The organism is Nonomuraea bangladeshensis (assembly GCF_039529455.1).
GTDB classification, from domain to species: domain Bacteria; phylum Actinomycetota; class Actinomycetes; order Streptosporangiales; family Streptosporangiaceae; genus Nonomuraea; species Nonomuraea bangladeshensis.
Window position 1 is genome coordinate 768,390 of sequence record NZ_BAAAMV010000004.1, and the last position, 12,896, is coordinate 781,285.

A 12,896-nucleotide genomic window follows, 5' to 3' on the forward strand; every position below is an offset into this window, starting at 1 on the left:
CGTGGGCCGAACCTCACAGGGCGGGTTAACCAGAGGTTCACCGGTCACCCGTACCTTGACGGGCCATGAGCTGGAAGTACAGGGCCAACGCGACACTCGAGGGACTGACCGGTTACACACTCACCCGCGCGGGGAGGCAGCGGGCGGCCGGCCCGCCGAAACCGCCGCCGCCGCCCAGGCCCGCCCCCGAGACGCAGCGGCTGCCCGGCGACGCGGTGCGCGGGCCGGTGGACCCGGCGCACGACCGGCTGCTGCGTGAGCCCGTCTTCCTGCTGTCGTCGGTGCGGTCCGGCTCGACCCTGCTGCGGGTGATCCTCAACTCGCACAGCCAGGTCCACTCGCCCATCGAGACCCATTTCCGCCGCATGACGGTGGGGTTCACCACCGAGCCCGTACGGCAGGCGATGCAGCTCCTCGGCCACACCCACAGCGACGTCGAGCACCTCGTCTGGGACCGGCTGCTGCACCGGGAGCTCCGGCGCAGCGGCAAGCCGATCCTGGTGGAGAAGACGCCGAGCAACGTGTTCGTGTGGCAGCGGCTCAGGACGTGCTGGCCGGACGCCAGGTTCGTCTTCCTGCTGCGGCACCCGATGTCGATCGTGCAGTCGTGGCACGAGGCCGACCCCGCCAAGCGGCCCATGACCGAGGCGGTGCCGCGGACGCTGGCGTACATGACCTATCTGCAGGAGGCCCGTACGCACCTGGAGGGTCACACGCTGCGTTACGAGGAGCTGGTCGCGGACCCGGAGGGGACGCTGAGGCCGCTCTGCGCGTTCCTGGGCGTGGAGTGGGAGCCGGGGATGCTCCAGTACGGCGACAAGGACCACGGAGCTTTCGAGAAAGGAGTGGGCGACTGGCGGGACAAGATCAAGAGTGGCACGGTCGTCGCCGGCCGCCCGCTGCCCCCGGCCGACGAGCTGCCTGCCGAGCTCAGGGAGATCGCCGGGCTCTGGGGTTACTGCTGACGGACGCGGGCTTCCGTTCCGGCAGAGTCCGCCTGCCGTTCGTCCGCGCTTCGCATGTCGATCACGCACGGCGTCGAAGGTGTCAGGAATGATCATCGCTCCCTCGCGCCGGACCCTCCTGGCCGGCGCGCTCGCCGGCCTGTCCGTCCGCGCCGCCGCGTCACCGGCGCGGGCGGCGGTCGCGCCCCGGCCCAACTTCCTCATCATCCTCGCCGATGACCTGGGCTGGGGCGAGATCGGCGTCCAGGGGCAGAAGAAGATTGCCACGCCGGCCATCGACCGGCTGGCCGCCGAAGGGGTGCGGTTCGAGACCGCCTACTCGGGGGCGCCGCTGTGCGCGCCGTCGCGCTGCTCCCTGCTCACCGGCCTGCACGCCGGGCACTCCACTGTGCGCGAGAACCCGGAGGGCGGCCCGCAGCGCGCGCTGGTGGAGGACGACCTGACCTTCGCCGAGCTGCTCCAGCTGTCCGGTTACCGCACCGCGTGCATCGGCAAGTGGGGCTTCGGGCCCGAGCGGCCCGGCCAGCCGTCCCACCCGAACGAGCGCGGCTTCGGCGAGTTCTTCGGCTACATCACCCACCGCCACGCCCACCAGTACTACCCGCGCTACCTGTGGCACAACGCCGGCAAGGTGGCGCTGGGCGGCAGGGCGTACGCGCCCGGCCTGTTCCTGCGGCGGGCCGTCGACTTCATCAGGGAGCCGTCCGAGCGGCCGTTCCTGCTCTACTTCCCGACCATCCTGCCGCACTCGCCGAGCGTGGTTCCGGGCGACGCCGGCCCGTACGAGAACCAGCCGTGGACCCGGCCCAACCGGCGTCACGCCGCCCAGGTCACCCTGCTGGACTCGCACGTGGAACGGCTCGTGGCCACGCTGCGCGAGACCGGCAAGGCCGCGAACACGATCGTGCTGTTCATGAGCGACAACGGCCCGCACCGCGAGAAGGGCGTGACCCCCGGCCTGTTCGACTCCAACGGCCCGCTCCGCGCCGACAAGCGCGACCTGTACGAGGGCGGCATCCGGGTGCCGCTGATCGCCTGGTCGCCGAGGCTGCGCCCCCGGGTCGAGGCGCGGCCGGTGGCCTACTGGGACGTGCTGCCGACGCTGGCCGACCTGGCCGGGGTGCCGGCGCCGGACGGGATCGACGGCCGCTCGTTCCGCGGCATGTTCGACGGCGGCGACGGGCCCGGCCACCACCATCTGGTGTGGAACCGGCCGCGCAAGGCGCAGGCGATCCGCCGCGGCCGCTGGAAGGCGATCAGGTTCGCGCCCGGCATCGCGGGCGCCGGCCCCGGAGGCCGGATCGAGCTGTACGACCTCGACACCGACCTCGGCGAGCGCGAGGACCTGGCCTCCGAACGGCCGGAGCTGGTCGGCGAGCTGATGGAGCTGCTCGACCGGTCGATCGGCCCCGATCCCCGCCGCCCGTACGGGTTGAGGATGACCGTCTCGGGCGACCGGGTCACCGTGACGCTCGTCAACGGCTCGGCCGTCACGTGGCGGAGGGTGCGGCTCGCGCTGGACCTGCCGGGCGGGCGCAAGGTGACCGCCCGCCAGGAGGCGGCCGAGCTGGCGCCGGGCGAGAAGATCAGCGCGACCTTCCGCGTCCCCGGGCACGGAGTGGTCACCGGGTCGGCGTCCTTCCGCACGGACGGCAGGCGGCACACGTTCCGCCGTGCCTATGACCACCAGCGCGGTCTCGTGTGAGCGGGCGAGCGCTGCCGAGGCCGGGACCGGCGCGTCAGATGTCGAACTCGACCCCCTGCGCGAGCGGCAGCTCGCCCGAGTAGTTGATCGTGTTCGTGGCCCGCCGCATGTAGCCGCGCCAGGCGTCGGACCGCGCCGCCGGTGAGCTCGACGCCGCAGCGCTTGGCGGTCTCCAGGGCGAGCGCGGACAACTCGGCCGGCGAGGGGAGCGTCGTGTGCATGGACAGGGCTCCTTGGGAGAACGGGTTCAGACGATGTTGAGCTCGGGACGGGACCCGGCGTGCGCGAAGCGGCCGGCGTCGAAGCCGCTGACGTCGGTGAACGGCGTCCGGTCCAGGTAGAGGTCGCGGACGACCTCGCCGACGGCCGGGCTCATCAGGAAGCCGTGCCCGGAGAAGCCGGTGGCGTAGAGGAAGCGATCGACGTTCCTGGCGACGCCGATGAGGGCGTTGTGGTCGGGGGTCACCTCGTACAGACCGGCCCAGCCGGTGGCGATGCCGGTCTCCATCAGGGCGGGTGCGCGGCGCGCCATCGCCTCGCCCAGCCTGGGCAGCCAGGCGTCGGAGCGGTCGAGCTTGAAGCCGGGCGTCTCCTCCGGGTCGGACATGCCGAGCAGCAGTCCCTGGCCCTCCCGGTGGAAGTAGAACGTGGTGCCGAAGTCGATCGTGAACGTGGTCGGCGGCAGCCCGGGGATGGGCTCGGTGAGCAGCACCTGGCGGCGCAGCGGCTCGACCGGCAGGTCCACGCCGGCCCACGCGCCGACCGTGCGGGACCAGGCGCCCGCGGCGCAGACGACGGTGCCGGTCTCGATGCGCCCGCCCTCGGTGTGCACCGCGACGATGCGGTCGCCGTCCAGCTCGATGCCGGTCGCGGCGCAGTTGGGCAGCAGCCGGGCGCCGTGCCGGCGGGCGGCGCCCGCGTACCCGAGGACGACGGACTCGGGCGTGCAGTGACCGTCGGCGGGGGAGTAGGCGCCGGCGAGCAGGCCGTCGGTGTCGATCAGCGGCGACAGCCGGGCCGCCTCGCGCACGGAGACCATCCGGCTGGGCACGCCGAGGTCGTTCTGCACGGCGACGTTCTTCTCGAACTCGGCGACGGCCTCCGGCGAGTCGAGCAGGAACAGGTATCCGGCCTTGTGCAGGTCGATCTCCTGCCCGAAGCGCCTGGTGAACGTCTCGAACGTCTCCAGGCTGCGCGCGCCCAGCTCGATGTTGACCCGGTCGGAGAACTGCGCGCGCACCCCGCCGGCGGCCTTCGACGTCGAGCCCGACCCGAGCGGGCCCTTGTCGACGAGCACCACGTCCTGGGTTCCGGCCGCGGCGAGGGAGTAGGCGATGGAGACGCCCATGCAGCCGCCGCCGATGATCACCACTGACGCGTGGCGGGGCAGTTCGCGCCCGGTTTCGTTCATGGACCTGTTCCTTTGTCGATGACAGAACCGCCCACGCTGTCGCGATCGAGGAACCGCGTGGGGACGACCGTGCGCCGGCCGCGTCCGTCGCCGGCCGGCGCGGGGTGGGCGATCTTGGTGAAGAGCTGCTCGGCCGCGGTGCGTCCCATGTCGTAGGTGGGCTGCACGACGACGGAGATGCGCGGTCGGACCAGCGTGGTCCACTCCAGGTCGTCGAACCCGAGCAGCGACATCTCCTCCGGGACCCGCACCCCCAGCTCCGACAGCAGCGAGAACGCGCTCTTGGTCATGTAGCTGTCGGCGGTGAACAGGGCGGTCGGCGGATCGTCGAGCGCGAGCACGGCCGCCACCGCCTCCAGCCGGCGTTCCGGCGCGCTGCCCTGCGGCACGAGGGCGATGAGGTCACGGTCGGCGGGCAGCCCGGCCCCGGCCAGCGTCCGCAGGTAGCCGCGGATGCGGTCGAGCGACGGACGCGACGGCCCGGCGACGCTGGCGCGGATCTTGCCGATGCGCAGCGAAGGCGGCTCCTCCGGCTGTACGGACCCCAGGAAGGCGATGCGGCGGTGCCCGCGAGCGATGAGATGGCCGATGGCATGGGCGGTGCCGTCCTCGTTGTCGGCGACGACGCTGTCGATGCCGGCGTCGCTGAGCTGGCGGTCGAGCGAGACGACCGGGACCCCGGCATCGGTGACGGCGTCGATGTGGGCGTGCTCGCGCACGGAGACGGGGGTGATGACGATGCCGTCCACCTCGTGCGAGAGCAGCACGCGGGTGGCCTCCTGCTCCTGGGCGAGCTGGTCGTCGGTGTTCATGACGATGACCTTGGAGCCCTGTCTCCGCGCCACGTCACAGATGCCGCGCATGGCGCTGGAGAAGAAGGCGTCGGAGATGTCCGCGCAGACGAAGCCGATGATGTCGGACTTGCCGCTGCGCATGGTGCGGGCGATGCGATTGACCTCGTAGCCGAGCTCCCTGGCCGCCTCGCTCACCCGTTCCATGACCTCTCGGCTGCTGTAGCCGTATCCGCCGAGGGCGCGGGCGGCGGTGGCTCTGGAGACGCCCGCGCGGGCCGCGACGTCCTTGAGGTTGGGCCGCGCGCCCTTGGCCGGTCTCGGCGGTCCGGGTTCAGTCGCCACGTTCACTTCCTTGTCGAGGGGATGCCGTGTGATCGACGGCCGGGGCGGTGGCAGCGTAACTCACGGGCGGGACGTCCGGAGGGCGGCAGCTCACAGCGCGACTTCGACGCCCGTGCCCGACCGGCGAGCCCGTTCATAGGCGCGCCAGGCGAGCACCGCGTCCTGGACGCCGAGGCCGTTGCCGTGGAAGAGGACGACCTGGTCGCCGCGGGTGCGTCCCGGATCGGCCCCGCTCAGGACGTCCGCGAGAGGACGGACGGCCTCCGGCGCGAGCACGCCGGACGCGACGGCCTCCATGATCGGGCCGTTGCCGCGCAGCGCCTGCTCGGGCAGGTCGGCGTAGGTCAGGTCGGCGCGCTCGGCGCAGGCGAGGTCCAGCTCGCGGCGGTCGGGCGCGTACGAACCCATGGTGAGCACGGTCGTGCCGGGGCGCAGCCAGGCGCCCTCGACGACGGGGACGCGGCTGAGCGTGCAGGTGGCGATCACGGTGCTGCGCTCGCACAGTTCGCGAGGCGAGGCGGCCACCTCGGCGCCGGCGAACGGCCGGCGGGCGCCGGCGGCGAGCCGCGGGCTCCACATCAGCACCCGTCCGACCGGCAGGAGCGCGCGCATCAGGCGGACGACCTCCGCGGCCTGCACTCCCGCGCCGAGCACACCCAGCGTGTGCGGTCCGGCGGCGAGCGCGAGGGCGCGGGCGGCCGAGACGAGGCCACCGGCCGTGCGCAACGCGGTGATGGTGGCGCCGTTGAGCAGCGCGACCGGCTCTCCGGTGCCGGGGTCGTGCAGGGTGACCGTGGCGTGGACCGCGGGCAGGCCGAGCTCGGCGTTGCCGGGCTGCTGCGTGCCGGACTTGACCGCCACGCCCGTCTCGCCGCCGACGACGGCGCTGTGCACGAACGCCATCCCGTCCGGCGCGTACGTCGCGTGGTGGGTGTGCGCCGACCGCACCCTGTCCTGGCCGGCGGCCAGCAGGAAGGCGTGGTCCTGGGCGGCCACGACGTCGGCGGCGGTGAGCACCGCCCTGATCTGGGCGTCCGACAGCACCAGGACGCTCATCACAGCACCCTGGCCAGGAACGAGCGGGTGCGTTCGTGCTCGGGGGCGCCGAAGATCTGCTCGGGCGGGCCCGACTCGACGACGACCCCGCCGTCCATGAACACCACGTGGTCGGCGACGTCGCGGGCGAAGCCCATCTCATGGGTGACCACGACCATGGTCATACCCTCGCCGGCGAGGTCGCGCATCACGTCGAGCACGTCGCCCACCAGTTCGGGGTCGAGCGCGGAGGTCGGCTCGTCGAACAGCATGAGCTTGGGCCGCATGGCCAGCGAGCGCGCGATGGCCACCCGCTGCTGCTGACCGCCCGACAACGACTCCGGGTACGCCTCGGCCTTCTCGGCCAGCCCCACCTTGGACAGCAGCTCCATGGCCTGCCGTCGGGCGGTGGCGCGGTCGACTCTGTTGACCACCATGGGGCCCTCGGTGACGTTCTCGATCACGCGGCGGTGCGGGAAGAGGTGGAAGCCCTGGAAGACCATGCCCATCTGACGGCGCTGCACCGCGAGCCGGCCGGCGGACATCTGGTGCAGCACGCCGTTCTTCCAGCGGTGCCCCATGGGCTCGCCGTCGAGGTAGACGTGGCCGCTGTCGGGCGTCTCCAGCAGGTTGACGCAACGCAGCAGCGTGCTCTTGCCCGAGCCGGAGGGGCCGATGACGCACTGCACCTGGCCGGCGTGCACGTCCAGGGACACGTCGCACAGCACGCGGTGGCCGCCGAAGCTCTTGCTGACCTGCTCGATGCGCAGGAGGGGAACGTCCATTACGCCTTTCCGATCGACGGGAGGAAGCGCAGCTGCCTGGTGGTCCGCACAGGGGTGGCGCGCGTCAGCTTGAGCCGCTTCTCGATCTGCTGCTGAGCCACGGTGAGCAGTGTCGTCAGCACCAGGTACCAGATGGTCGCCACGAGCAGCAGCGGGATCGTCTTGTAGTTGCGCGAGTAGATCATCTGCGCGCTGTAGAGCAGGTCGGGCGTGGCCAGCACGCTCACCAGAGAGGTGAACTTCAGCATCGAGATGAGGTCGTTGCCGATCGGCGGGATGACGATGCGCAGCGCCTGCGGCAGCACGATCCGCCGCATCACCTGGTAGCGGGACATCCCGATGGCCAGCGCCGCCTCGGTCTGGCCCTTGGAGACCGCCTGGATGCCGGCCCGGATCATCTCCGCCGCGTACGCGCTCTCGGTCAGGGCCAGCCCCAGGATCGCCGCCGAGAACGACGAGATCAGCGTGTTGGTGTCCCATTCTCCCACCGTCGGCCCGAACGGGATCCCGAGCGAGATCGTCGGGACGAGCGTGGCCAGGTTGAACCAGAACACCATCTGCACCAGCGGCGGCACGCCTCGGAAGAACCACAGCCAGAGCCAGCTCACCGACCGGAACAGCGGGTTGGCCGACAGCCGCATGATCGCCAGCAGGATGCCGATGGCCAGCCCGATCACCATGGCCAGCACGGTCAGCTCCAGCGTCGTCAGCAGGCCGCGCATGATCTCGGCGTCGAAGAGGTACTGCAGGACGACCGACCAGCGCAGGTTCTCGTTCGTCACCAGCAGGTGCACGAACGCCACGATCAGCAGGACGAGCACCGCACCGCCGACCCACCACCAGGGATGCCGCAGCGGCACCCGCCGGACGCCTTCGGCGCTGCGGAACTCCCTCGTCTGCTCTGCCATCGTCATCGTCGGGCTCCTTGGTCAGTGGGGTCGGAGGGCGTGCGGGGCGGGCTTCTCGTGCGTACGGGGTCAGCCTTCGGGGTTGGCCTGGGTGATGAGGACGGCCTGCTTGAGGTCGCCCTGACTGGTCACGCCCCACTGCGAGCGGATCTTCGTGTAGGTGCCGTCGTCGATGACGGCCTGCAGCGCCGCCTTGAGCGCCGGCCCGAGCGGGCTGTCCTTCTTCACGCCCAGCCCGTTGTAGACGGCGTTGACCAGCAGGTCGGAGACGTCCATGGCGCCGCTCTGCTTGGCGCTGTACTTGAGCTTGCCGGAGCCGGCGGCGACGAGCTGCACCCGGCCGGAGGTGACGGCCAGCTCGGCGGACGGCTGGTCCTTGAACTGCTCGATCTTCATCGGGGTCGAGCCGCAGAGCTTGGCGTTGTTGTCGGTGAGGTACTTGTACTCCCACGCGCCGGTGAGCACCGCGACGGTCTTGCCGCAGGTGTCCTCGACCTTCTGGATGTTCAGCCCGGCGCCCTTCTTCCAGCCGAAGGCCGTGCCCTCCTTCTGCAGGGGCACGAAGTCGAGGCTCTCCAGCCGGTCCGGCGTGACGCCGAGCGAGGCGACGGCGAGATCGTAGCGGCCGTTGTCCAGGCCGGGGATGATCATGTCGAAGCCGGTGGCGGTGTAGGCGAAGTTCACGCCCATCCTGGCCGCCATGGCCTTGGCGACGTCCACGCTCCAGCCCTTGATCTCACCGTTCTCGGCGTACTCCTCGGGCGCCCAGTCACTGAAGACGGCGACCTTGATGTCCTTCACGCCTTGCGGGACGAGCTTGGCGACGGCGGGGTCGGCGGCCTGGGCCGCTGCCGTGGCGGCCGCGGGCGAGGCCGAGGTCCCGCTCTGCGAGCCGCCGCCGCAGGCGGTCAGGACGAGGACCGCGCACGCCGACAGCGCGGCGAGCGTGGCGCCGTTGCGGCGGCCGCTGGTTCGGATCATGTGGTTTCCTCCGCTGATAGGGGGGTTACGGGGGCCAGATCGGGAGTGAGAGGTGAGGGGTGCCCGAAGGCGCCGAGCGAGGTGCACACCTCGGCGGCGCGGGTGACGGCGCGGCGCAGGATCTCCCGCCCGCCGAGCCCGGCCGACAGCCCGGCCAGGGCGTGCGCGATGAAGGTGTCCCCGGCGCCCAGCGTGTCCACGACGTCCACCGGCACGGCCGGCTCGACGAGCAGCTCATGCCCGTCGAACAGCCGCGCGCCGCCTGCTCCGCGCGTGGCCAGCGCCGCCCGGGCGCCCTTCGCGCAGGCCCAGCGCAACAGGTCTGCCGTCTGCGCCTCGCTCAGGTGGGAGGCGGAGAAGAAGGCGTAGGTGACGTACGGGATCAGCGCGGCGGCGTAGTCGTCGCCGGTGTGGGCGTCGAAGTCGAACGACAGCGGCACCCGCTCCGCGACGGCCGGCAACTGCTCTTCCAGGGCGGCCGAGTAGCTGGAGTGCGCCAGCTCGTGCCCGGCGATGAACTCGAGGTCCCGCTCGTCGAGCCGGAAGGGGGCCACGCCGCGGTCGAAGGGGCCGAAGGTGCGCTCCCCGGCGACGTTGACGACGGTGGCGTAACCCGTCGGCCCGGCCAGCCTGCGCAGCCGGGAGATGTCCACGCCTTCGGCCAGCAGCGCCGCCGCCAGCCGCTCGCCGCGCTCGTCGCGCCCGGCCGCGCCCACGTAGGAGGAGCGGGCGCCGGCGCGGGCCGCGTGGACGGCCACGTTGACGCAGTTCCCGCCCGGGAACATGCGATCGGCCTCCACGTAGCAGTCCATGATGTTGTCGCCGACGGCGGCCAGTCGCATCAGTACTCGACCCGCCACATGTAGCGGCGTTCGGTCAGCGGCCGGCCGGAGTAGGACTCGAAGTGCTGGGCCAGCCGGGCGGTGACGGCGCTGGCCATGACGAACGCGCCGACCGTGGCCCGCAGCTCCTTCGGGACGCCCGGCAGCGAGAGGGTGGCGCCGTCGATGATGTGGTTGCGTTCGTTGTAACGCTCCAGGAAGCGGATGGCGCGCTCGCCCATGGGCCGGGTGGCGTCCTCGCCCAGCAGCACGATCACCGGCACGCCGCCGTCGATCACCTCGAACGCGCCGTGCAGGAACTCGCCCGAGCCGGTGGCCACGGCGTGCTTGAGCTGCATCTCCTGCAGGTAGCACGCGGCGAAGGTCTGGGCGGCGCCCTCCAGTGGGCCGGAGCCGAGGACGTACACGCACGGCTCGTCCACGCACGCCTCCGCGATGGCGCGCAGCCGGTCGTCCAGTTCGTGCACCGCGCTCTCGAACGCGGCTCCGCAGTCGCGGAACACGGCGACCGCGGCGTCAAAGTCGCTGTCCACGCCCTGGGCCTTGAGCAGGGCGTAGGCGATGTAGCCCTGCAGCACCTGCTTGGCCTCCACGCTGCGGTGGAGCACGATGTCCGCCGCCTCCTTCGCCACCAGGCTCTCGGGGTCCTTGGTGACCAGCAGCACGGGGGCGCCCGCCGCACGGGCGAAACGCACGGCCCGCGCCGTCTCGGGCGTGCCGCCGTTGGTGCTGGCGGCGATCACGACCGAGTCCGGGCCGAGAGCGGCGGGGCCGCGCAGCATGAACTCGTCGGCGTTCATCGCGACCACCGGGATGGGGGAACGTTCCAGCACGAATCGCATGGCGCCGAACATGAACAACGATCCGCCGCAGCCGACCAGGTAGATGGCCCTGGTGGTCGGCTTGAGCGCCTTGTTCACGAAAGCGGTCACCTGGGCTTCGATTTCCGGGGTCACCGCCTGGTCCAGGTCGGCGCGGAAAGTCTCGGGAATGTCGCCGAGGGGACGGAGAAGCTGGCGTACCTGCGACATCAGGATGCTCCAATGTGAGATCGATCTCAGATGCGGTAGATGATGCCCCTCCCGGTGGTCCACCGTCAAGAGGTCACCGGACGGCGGCGAGAGCTCTGGCACCGCTCGCGAACCGCAGGGGGACCGGGCCGGAGCCGGGCGGCTGCGCGGGCGCGCCATCGGGGGGTCCTCCTTGACCTGCGAGAGCACGCGTTCGACGCCCTCATTCAGGCCACGCGGGTGATGGCCGGTGCGCCGGCGTCCCAGGGGCGTTGACAGAGTAACCAACCAAGCGCATGCTCGCTTTCGGCGGGTGGGCCGATCGGCTCGCCCCTGTCCGAAGGGATCACCGATGCGACCTGCCTCACCGGCCTCGGACGACCTCACCCCCCGTGGGCGCAGCCGCCGTTCCCTGCTCATCGCGGGCGGGATCATGGTCACCGGCGCGGCCCTCGGCCAGGACCCGGCCTACGCCGACGCCGACTACGACGTGGTGGTGGTCGGCTCGGGAGCCGCCGGCATGACCGCGGCCCTGACCGCCGCCAAGCGCGGGCTGAGCACCGTCGTGCTGGAGAAGGCGCCGACGTTCGGCGGGTCGGCGGCCCGGTCGGGGGCGGGCATCTGGATCCCGTGCAACGAGGTGATCCTCGCCGCCGGCGTGCCGGACACCCCGGCCAAGGCCGCCGCCTACCTCGCCCGCGTGGTGGGCGACACCGTCCCGGCCGCGCGGCAGCAGGCGTTCCTCGCCGCGGGACCGGAGATGATCTCGTTCGTGATGCGCAACAGCCCGCTGCGCTTCCGGTTCATGGACGGCTACTCCGACTACTATCCGGAGTTCCCCGGCGGCATGCCGGGCGGGCGTTCCATCGAGCCCGACCAGTTCGACGGCAACATTCTCGGGCCGGAGCTGGCCCGGCTCAACCCGCCGTACATCCCGACCCCGGCGGGCATGGTCGTCTTCAGCGCCGACTACAAGTGGCTGAACCTCGCCCTGGTCAACCCGCAAGGGGCGGCGGTGTCGGCGGCGTGCCTGCTGCGCGGCACGCAGGCCGCGCTGCGCGGCGAGAAGCCGCTCACCATGGGCCAGGCGCTGGCCGGGGGACTGCGGGCCGGGCTGCTGGCGGCCGGGGTGCCCGTGTGGCTGAACACCCCGCTGCTCGACCTGCACGTCGAGAACGGCCGCGTCGCGGGCGTGGTCACCTCGGCCGGGCTGGTCAGGGCCAGGCGCGGGGTGATCGTCGGGTCGGGCGGGTTCGAGCACAGCGCCGCCATGCGCGCGGAGTTCCAGCGCCAGCCCATCGGGACGAGCTGGACCGTCGGCGCCAAGGAGAACACCGGCGACGGCATCGAGGCCGGCGAGCGGGCCGGGGCGGCCCTGGACCTGATGGACGACGCCTGGTGGGGGCCGGTGATCCCGCTGCCCGACGAGCCGTACTTCTGCCTGGCCGAACGTACGCTGCCGGGCTGCGTCATCGTCAATGGCAGCGGCCGCCGCTTCGTCAACGAGGCCGCCCCCTACAGCGACGTCGTGCACGTCATGTACGACCGCAACAGCCCGTCCGACCCGCACATCCCCGCCTGGCTGATCGTCGACCAGCAGTACCGCAACAAGTACCTGTTCAAGGACCTCGCCCCGCTGCTGCCCTTCCCCGACTCCTGGTACGACAGCGGCGCCCTGTTCAGGGCCCCGACCATCGAGCAGCTCGCCCGGAAGATCGGCGTGCCCGAGGCGGCCCTGCGCGCCACGGTCACCCGCTTCAACGGGTTCGCCCTGACCGGCCGGGACCCCGACTTCCACCGCGGCGACAGCGCCTACGACCACTACTACGCCGACCCGTACGTGCGGCCCAACCCGTGCCTGGCGCCGCTCTGGCTGCCGCCCTTCTACGCCTTCAAGATCGTCCCCGGTGACCTGGGCACGAAGGGCGGCCTGCGCACCGACGCCCGCGCCCGCGTCCTGCGGGCCGACGGCTCGGTGATCTCCGGCCTGTACGCGGCCGGCAACGCCAGCGGCGCGGTCATGGGCCACAGCTACGCCGGCTCCGGCTCGACGATCGGCCCGGCCATGACGTTCGGCTACATCGCCGCCAACGACCTCGCCGGGACGCGGCCCTGAGC

The 12,896-nt window shown here is 71.8% G+C and carries 11 protein-coding genes; 3 read left to right on the plus strand and 8 right to left on the minus strand.

What is annotated here, in order from left to right; genetic code table 11:
• The first annotated feature begins 65 nt into the window (after window positions 1–65).
• Together ABD292_RS15505 and ABD292_RS15510 are read left to right on the plus strand one after the other, a co-directional pair.
• A complete protein-coding gene (locus ABD292_RS15505) occupies window positions 66–965 on the plus strand; it encodes a sulfotransferase family protein (protein ID WP_344207907.1) in 900 nt (299 codons plus the stop codon).
• 88 nt (window positions 966–1,053) lie between these two features.
• Window positions 1,054–2,670 (plus strand): sulfatase-like hydrolase/transferase, encoded by a 1,617-nt coding sequence (locus tag ABD292_RS15510; protein WP_344207908.1) that lies wholly within the window; start codon window positions 1,054–1,056, stop codon window positions 2,668–2,670.
• A 247-nt stretch (window positions 2,671–2,917) separates the two neighbouring features.
• Here the strand turns inward: ABD292_RS15510 and ABD292_RS15515 are convergent, their stop codons facing one another.
• From ABD292_RS15515 to ABD292_RS15550, 8 genes are all read right to left on the minus strand, one after another.
• Complete coding sequence (locus ABD292_RS15515) at window positions 2,918–4,081, minus strand: NAD(P)/FAD-dependent oxidoreductase (RefSeq protein WP_344207909.1); 1,164 nt, start codon at window positions 4,079–4,081, stop codon at window positions 2,918–2,920.
• Window positions 4,078–5,217 (minus strand): LacI family DNA-binding transcriptional regulator, encoded by a 1,140-nt coding sequence (locus ABD292_RS15520; protein WP_344207910.1) that lies wholly within the window; start codon window positions 5,215–5,217, stop codon window positions 4,078–4,080. Before ABD292_RS15520 ends, ABD292_RS15515 begins: the two co-directional genes overlap by 4 nt.
• A 90-nt stretch (window positions 5,218–5,307) precedes the next feature.
• Complete coding sequence (locus tag ABD292_RS15525; RefSeq protein WP_344207911.1) at window positions 5,308–6,273, minus strand: ornithine cyclodeaminase family protein; 966 nt, start codon at window positions 6,271–6,273, stop codon at window positions 5,308–5,310.
• Complete coding sequence (locus ABD292_RS15530; RefSeq protein ID WP_344207912.1) at window positions 6,273–7,037, minus strand: amino acid ABC transporter ATP-binding protein; 765 nt, start codon at window positions 7,035–7,037, stop codon at window positions 6,273–6,275. Before ABD292_RS15530 ends, ABD292_RS15525 begins: the two co-directional genes overlap by 1 nt.
• A complete protein-coding gene (locus tag ABD292_RS15535; protein ID WP_344207913.1) occupies window positions 7,037–7,951 on the minus strand; it encodes an amino acid ABC transporter permease in 915 nt (304 codons plus the stop codon). The genes ABD292_RS15530 and ABD292_RS15535 overlap by 1 nt, the downstream gene beginning before the upstream one ends.
• 63 nt (window positions 7,952–8,014) lie before the next feature.
• Entirely contained in the window at window positions 8,015–8,926 is a 912-nt protein-coding gene (locus tag ABD292_RS15540) for a transporter substrate-binding domain-containing protein (RefSeq protein WP_344207914.1), read from the minus strand.
• Window positions 8,923–9,768: a PfkB family carbohydrate kinase gene (locus ABD292_RS15545; protein WP_344207915.1), complete on the minus strand. Its 846-nt coding sequence runs from the start codon at window positions 9,766–9,768 to the stop codon at window positions 8,923–8,925. The genes ABD292_RS15540 and ABD292_RS15545 overlap by 4 nt, the downstream gene beginning before the upstream one ends.
• Window positions 9,768–10,799 (minus strand): SIS domain-containing protein, encoded by a 1,032-nt coding sequence (locus ABD292_RS15550; protein ID WP_344207916.1) that lies wholly within the window; start codon window positions 10,797–10,799, stop codon window positions 9,768–9,770. Before ABD292_RS15550 ends, ABD292_RS15545 begins: the two co-directional genes overlap by 1 nt.
• Before the next feature lie 331 nt (window positions 10,800–11,130).
• On the opposite strand from ABD292_RS15550, the gene kstD reads away from it, so the two are divergent.
• The gene (gene kstD / locus ABD292_RS15555; protein ID WP_344207917.1) at window positions 11,131–12,894 is read left to right on the plus strand and encodes a 3-oxosteroid 1-dehydrogenase; all 1,764 of its coding nucleotides are present in this window, start codon (window positions 11,131–11,133) and stop codon (window positions 12,892–12,894) included.
• Window positions 12,895–12,896 lie beyond the last annotated feature (2 nt).

Excerpts from the sequence above, each read along its gene's own strand:
- ABD292_RS15515 (WP_344207909.1), bottom strand. The coding sequence starts at position 4,081 with ATGAACGAAACCGGGCGCGAACTGCCCCGCCACGCGTCAGTGGTGATC.
- ABD292_RS15535 (WP_344207913.1), bottom strand. The coding sequence starts at position 7,951 with ATGACGATGGCAGAGCAGACGAGGGAGTTCCGCAGCGCCGAAGGCGTC.
- ABD292_RS15530 (WP_344207912.1), bottom strand. The coding sequence starts at position 7,037 with ATGGACGTTCCCCTCCTGCGCATCGAGCAGGTCAGCAAGAGCTTCGGC.
- ABD292_RS15505 (WP_344207907.1), top strand. The coding sequence starts at position 66 with ATGAGCTGGAAGTACAGGGCCAACGCGACACTCGAGGGACTGACCGGT.
- ABD292_RS15510 (WP_344207908.1), top strand. The coding sequence starts at position 1,054 with ATGATCATCGCTCCCTCGCGCCGGACCCTCCTGGCCGGCGCGCTCGCC.
- ABD292_RS15540 (WP_344207914.1), bottom strand. The coding sequence starts at position 8,926 with ATGATCCGAACCAGCGGCCGCCGCAACGGCGCCACGCTCGCCGCGCTG.
- kstD (WP_344207917.1), top strand. The coding sequence starts at position 11,131 with ATGCGACCTGCCTCACCGGCCTCGGACGACCTCACCCCCCGTGGGCGC.
- ABD292_RS15550 (WP_344207916.1), bottom strand. The coding sequence starts at position 10,799 with ATGTCGCAGGTACGCCAGCTTCTCCGTCCCCTCGGCGACATTCCCGAG.
- ABD292_RS15525 (WP_344207911.1), bottom strand. The coding sequence starts at position 6,273 with ATGAGCGTCCTGGTGCTGTCGGACGCCCAGATCAGGGCGGTGCTCACC.
- ABD292_RS15545 (WP_344207915.1), bottom strand. The coding sequence starts at position 9,768 with ATGCGACTGGCCGCCGTCGGCGACAACATCATGGACTGCTACGTGGAG.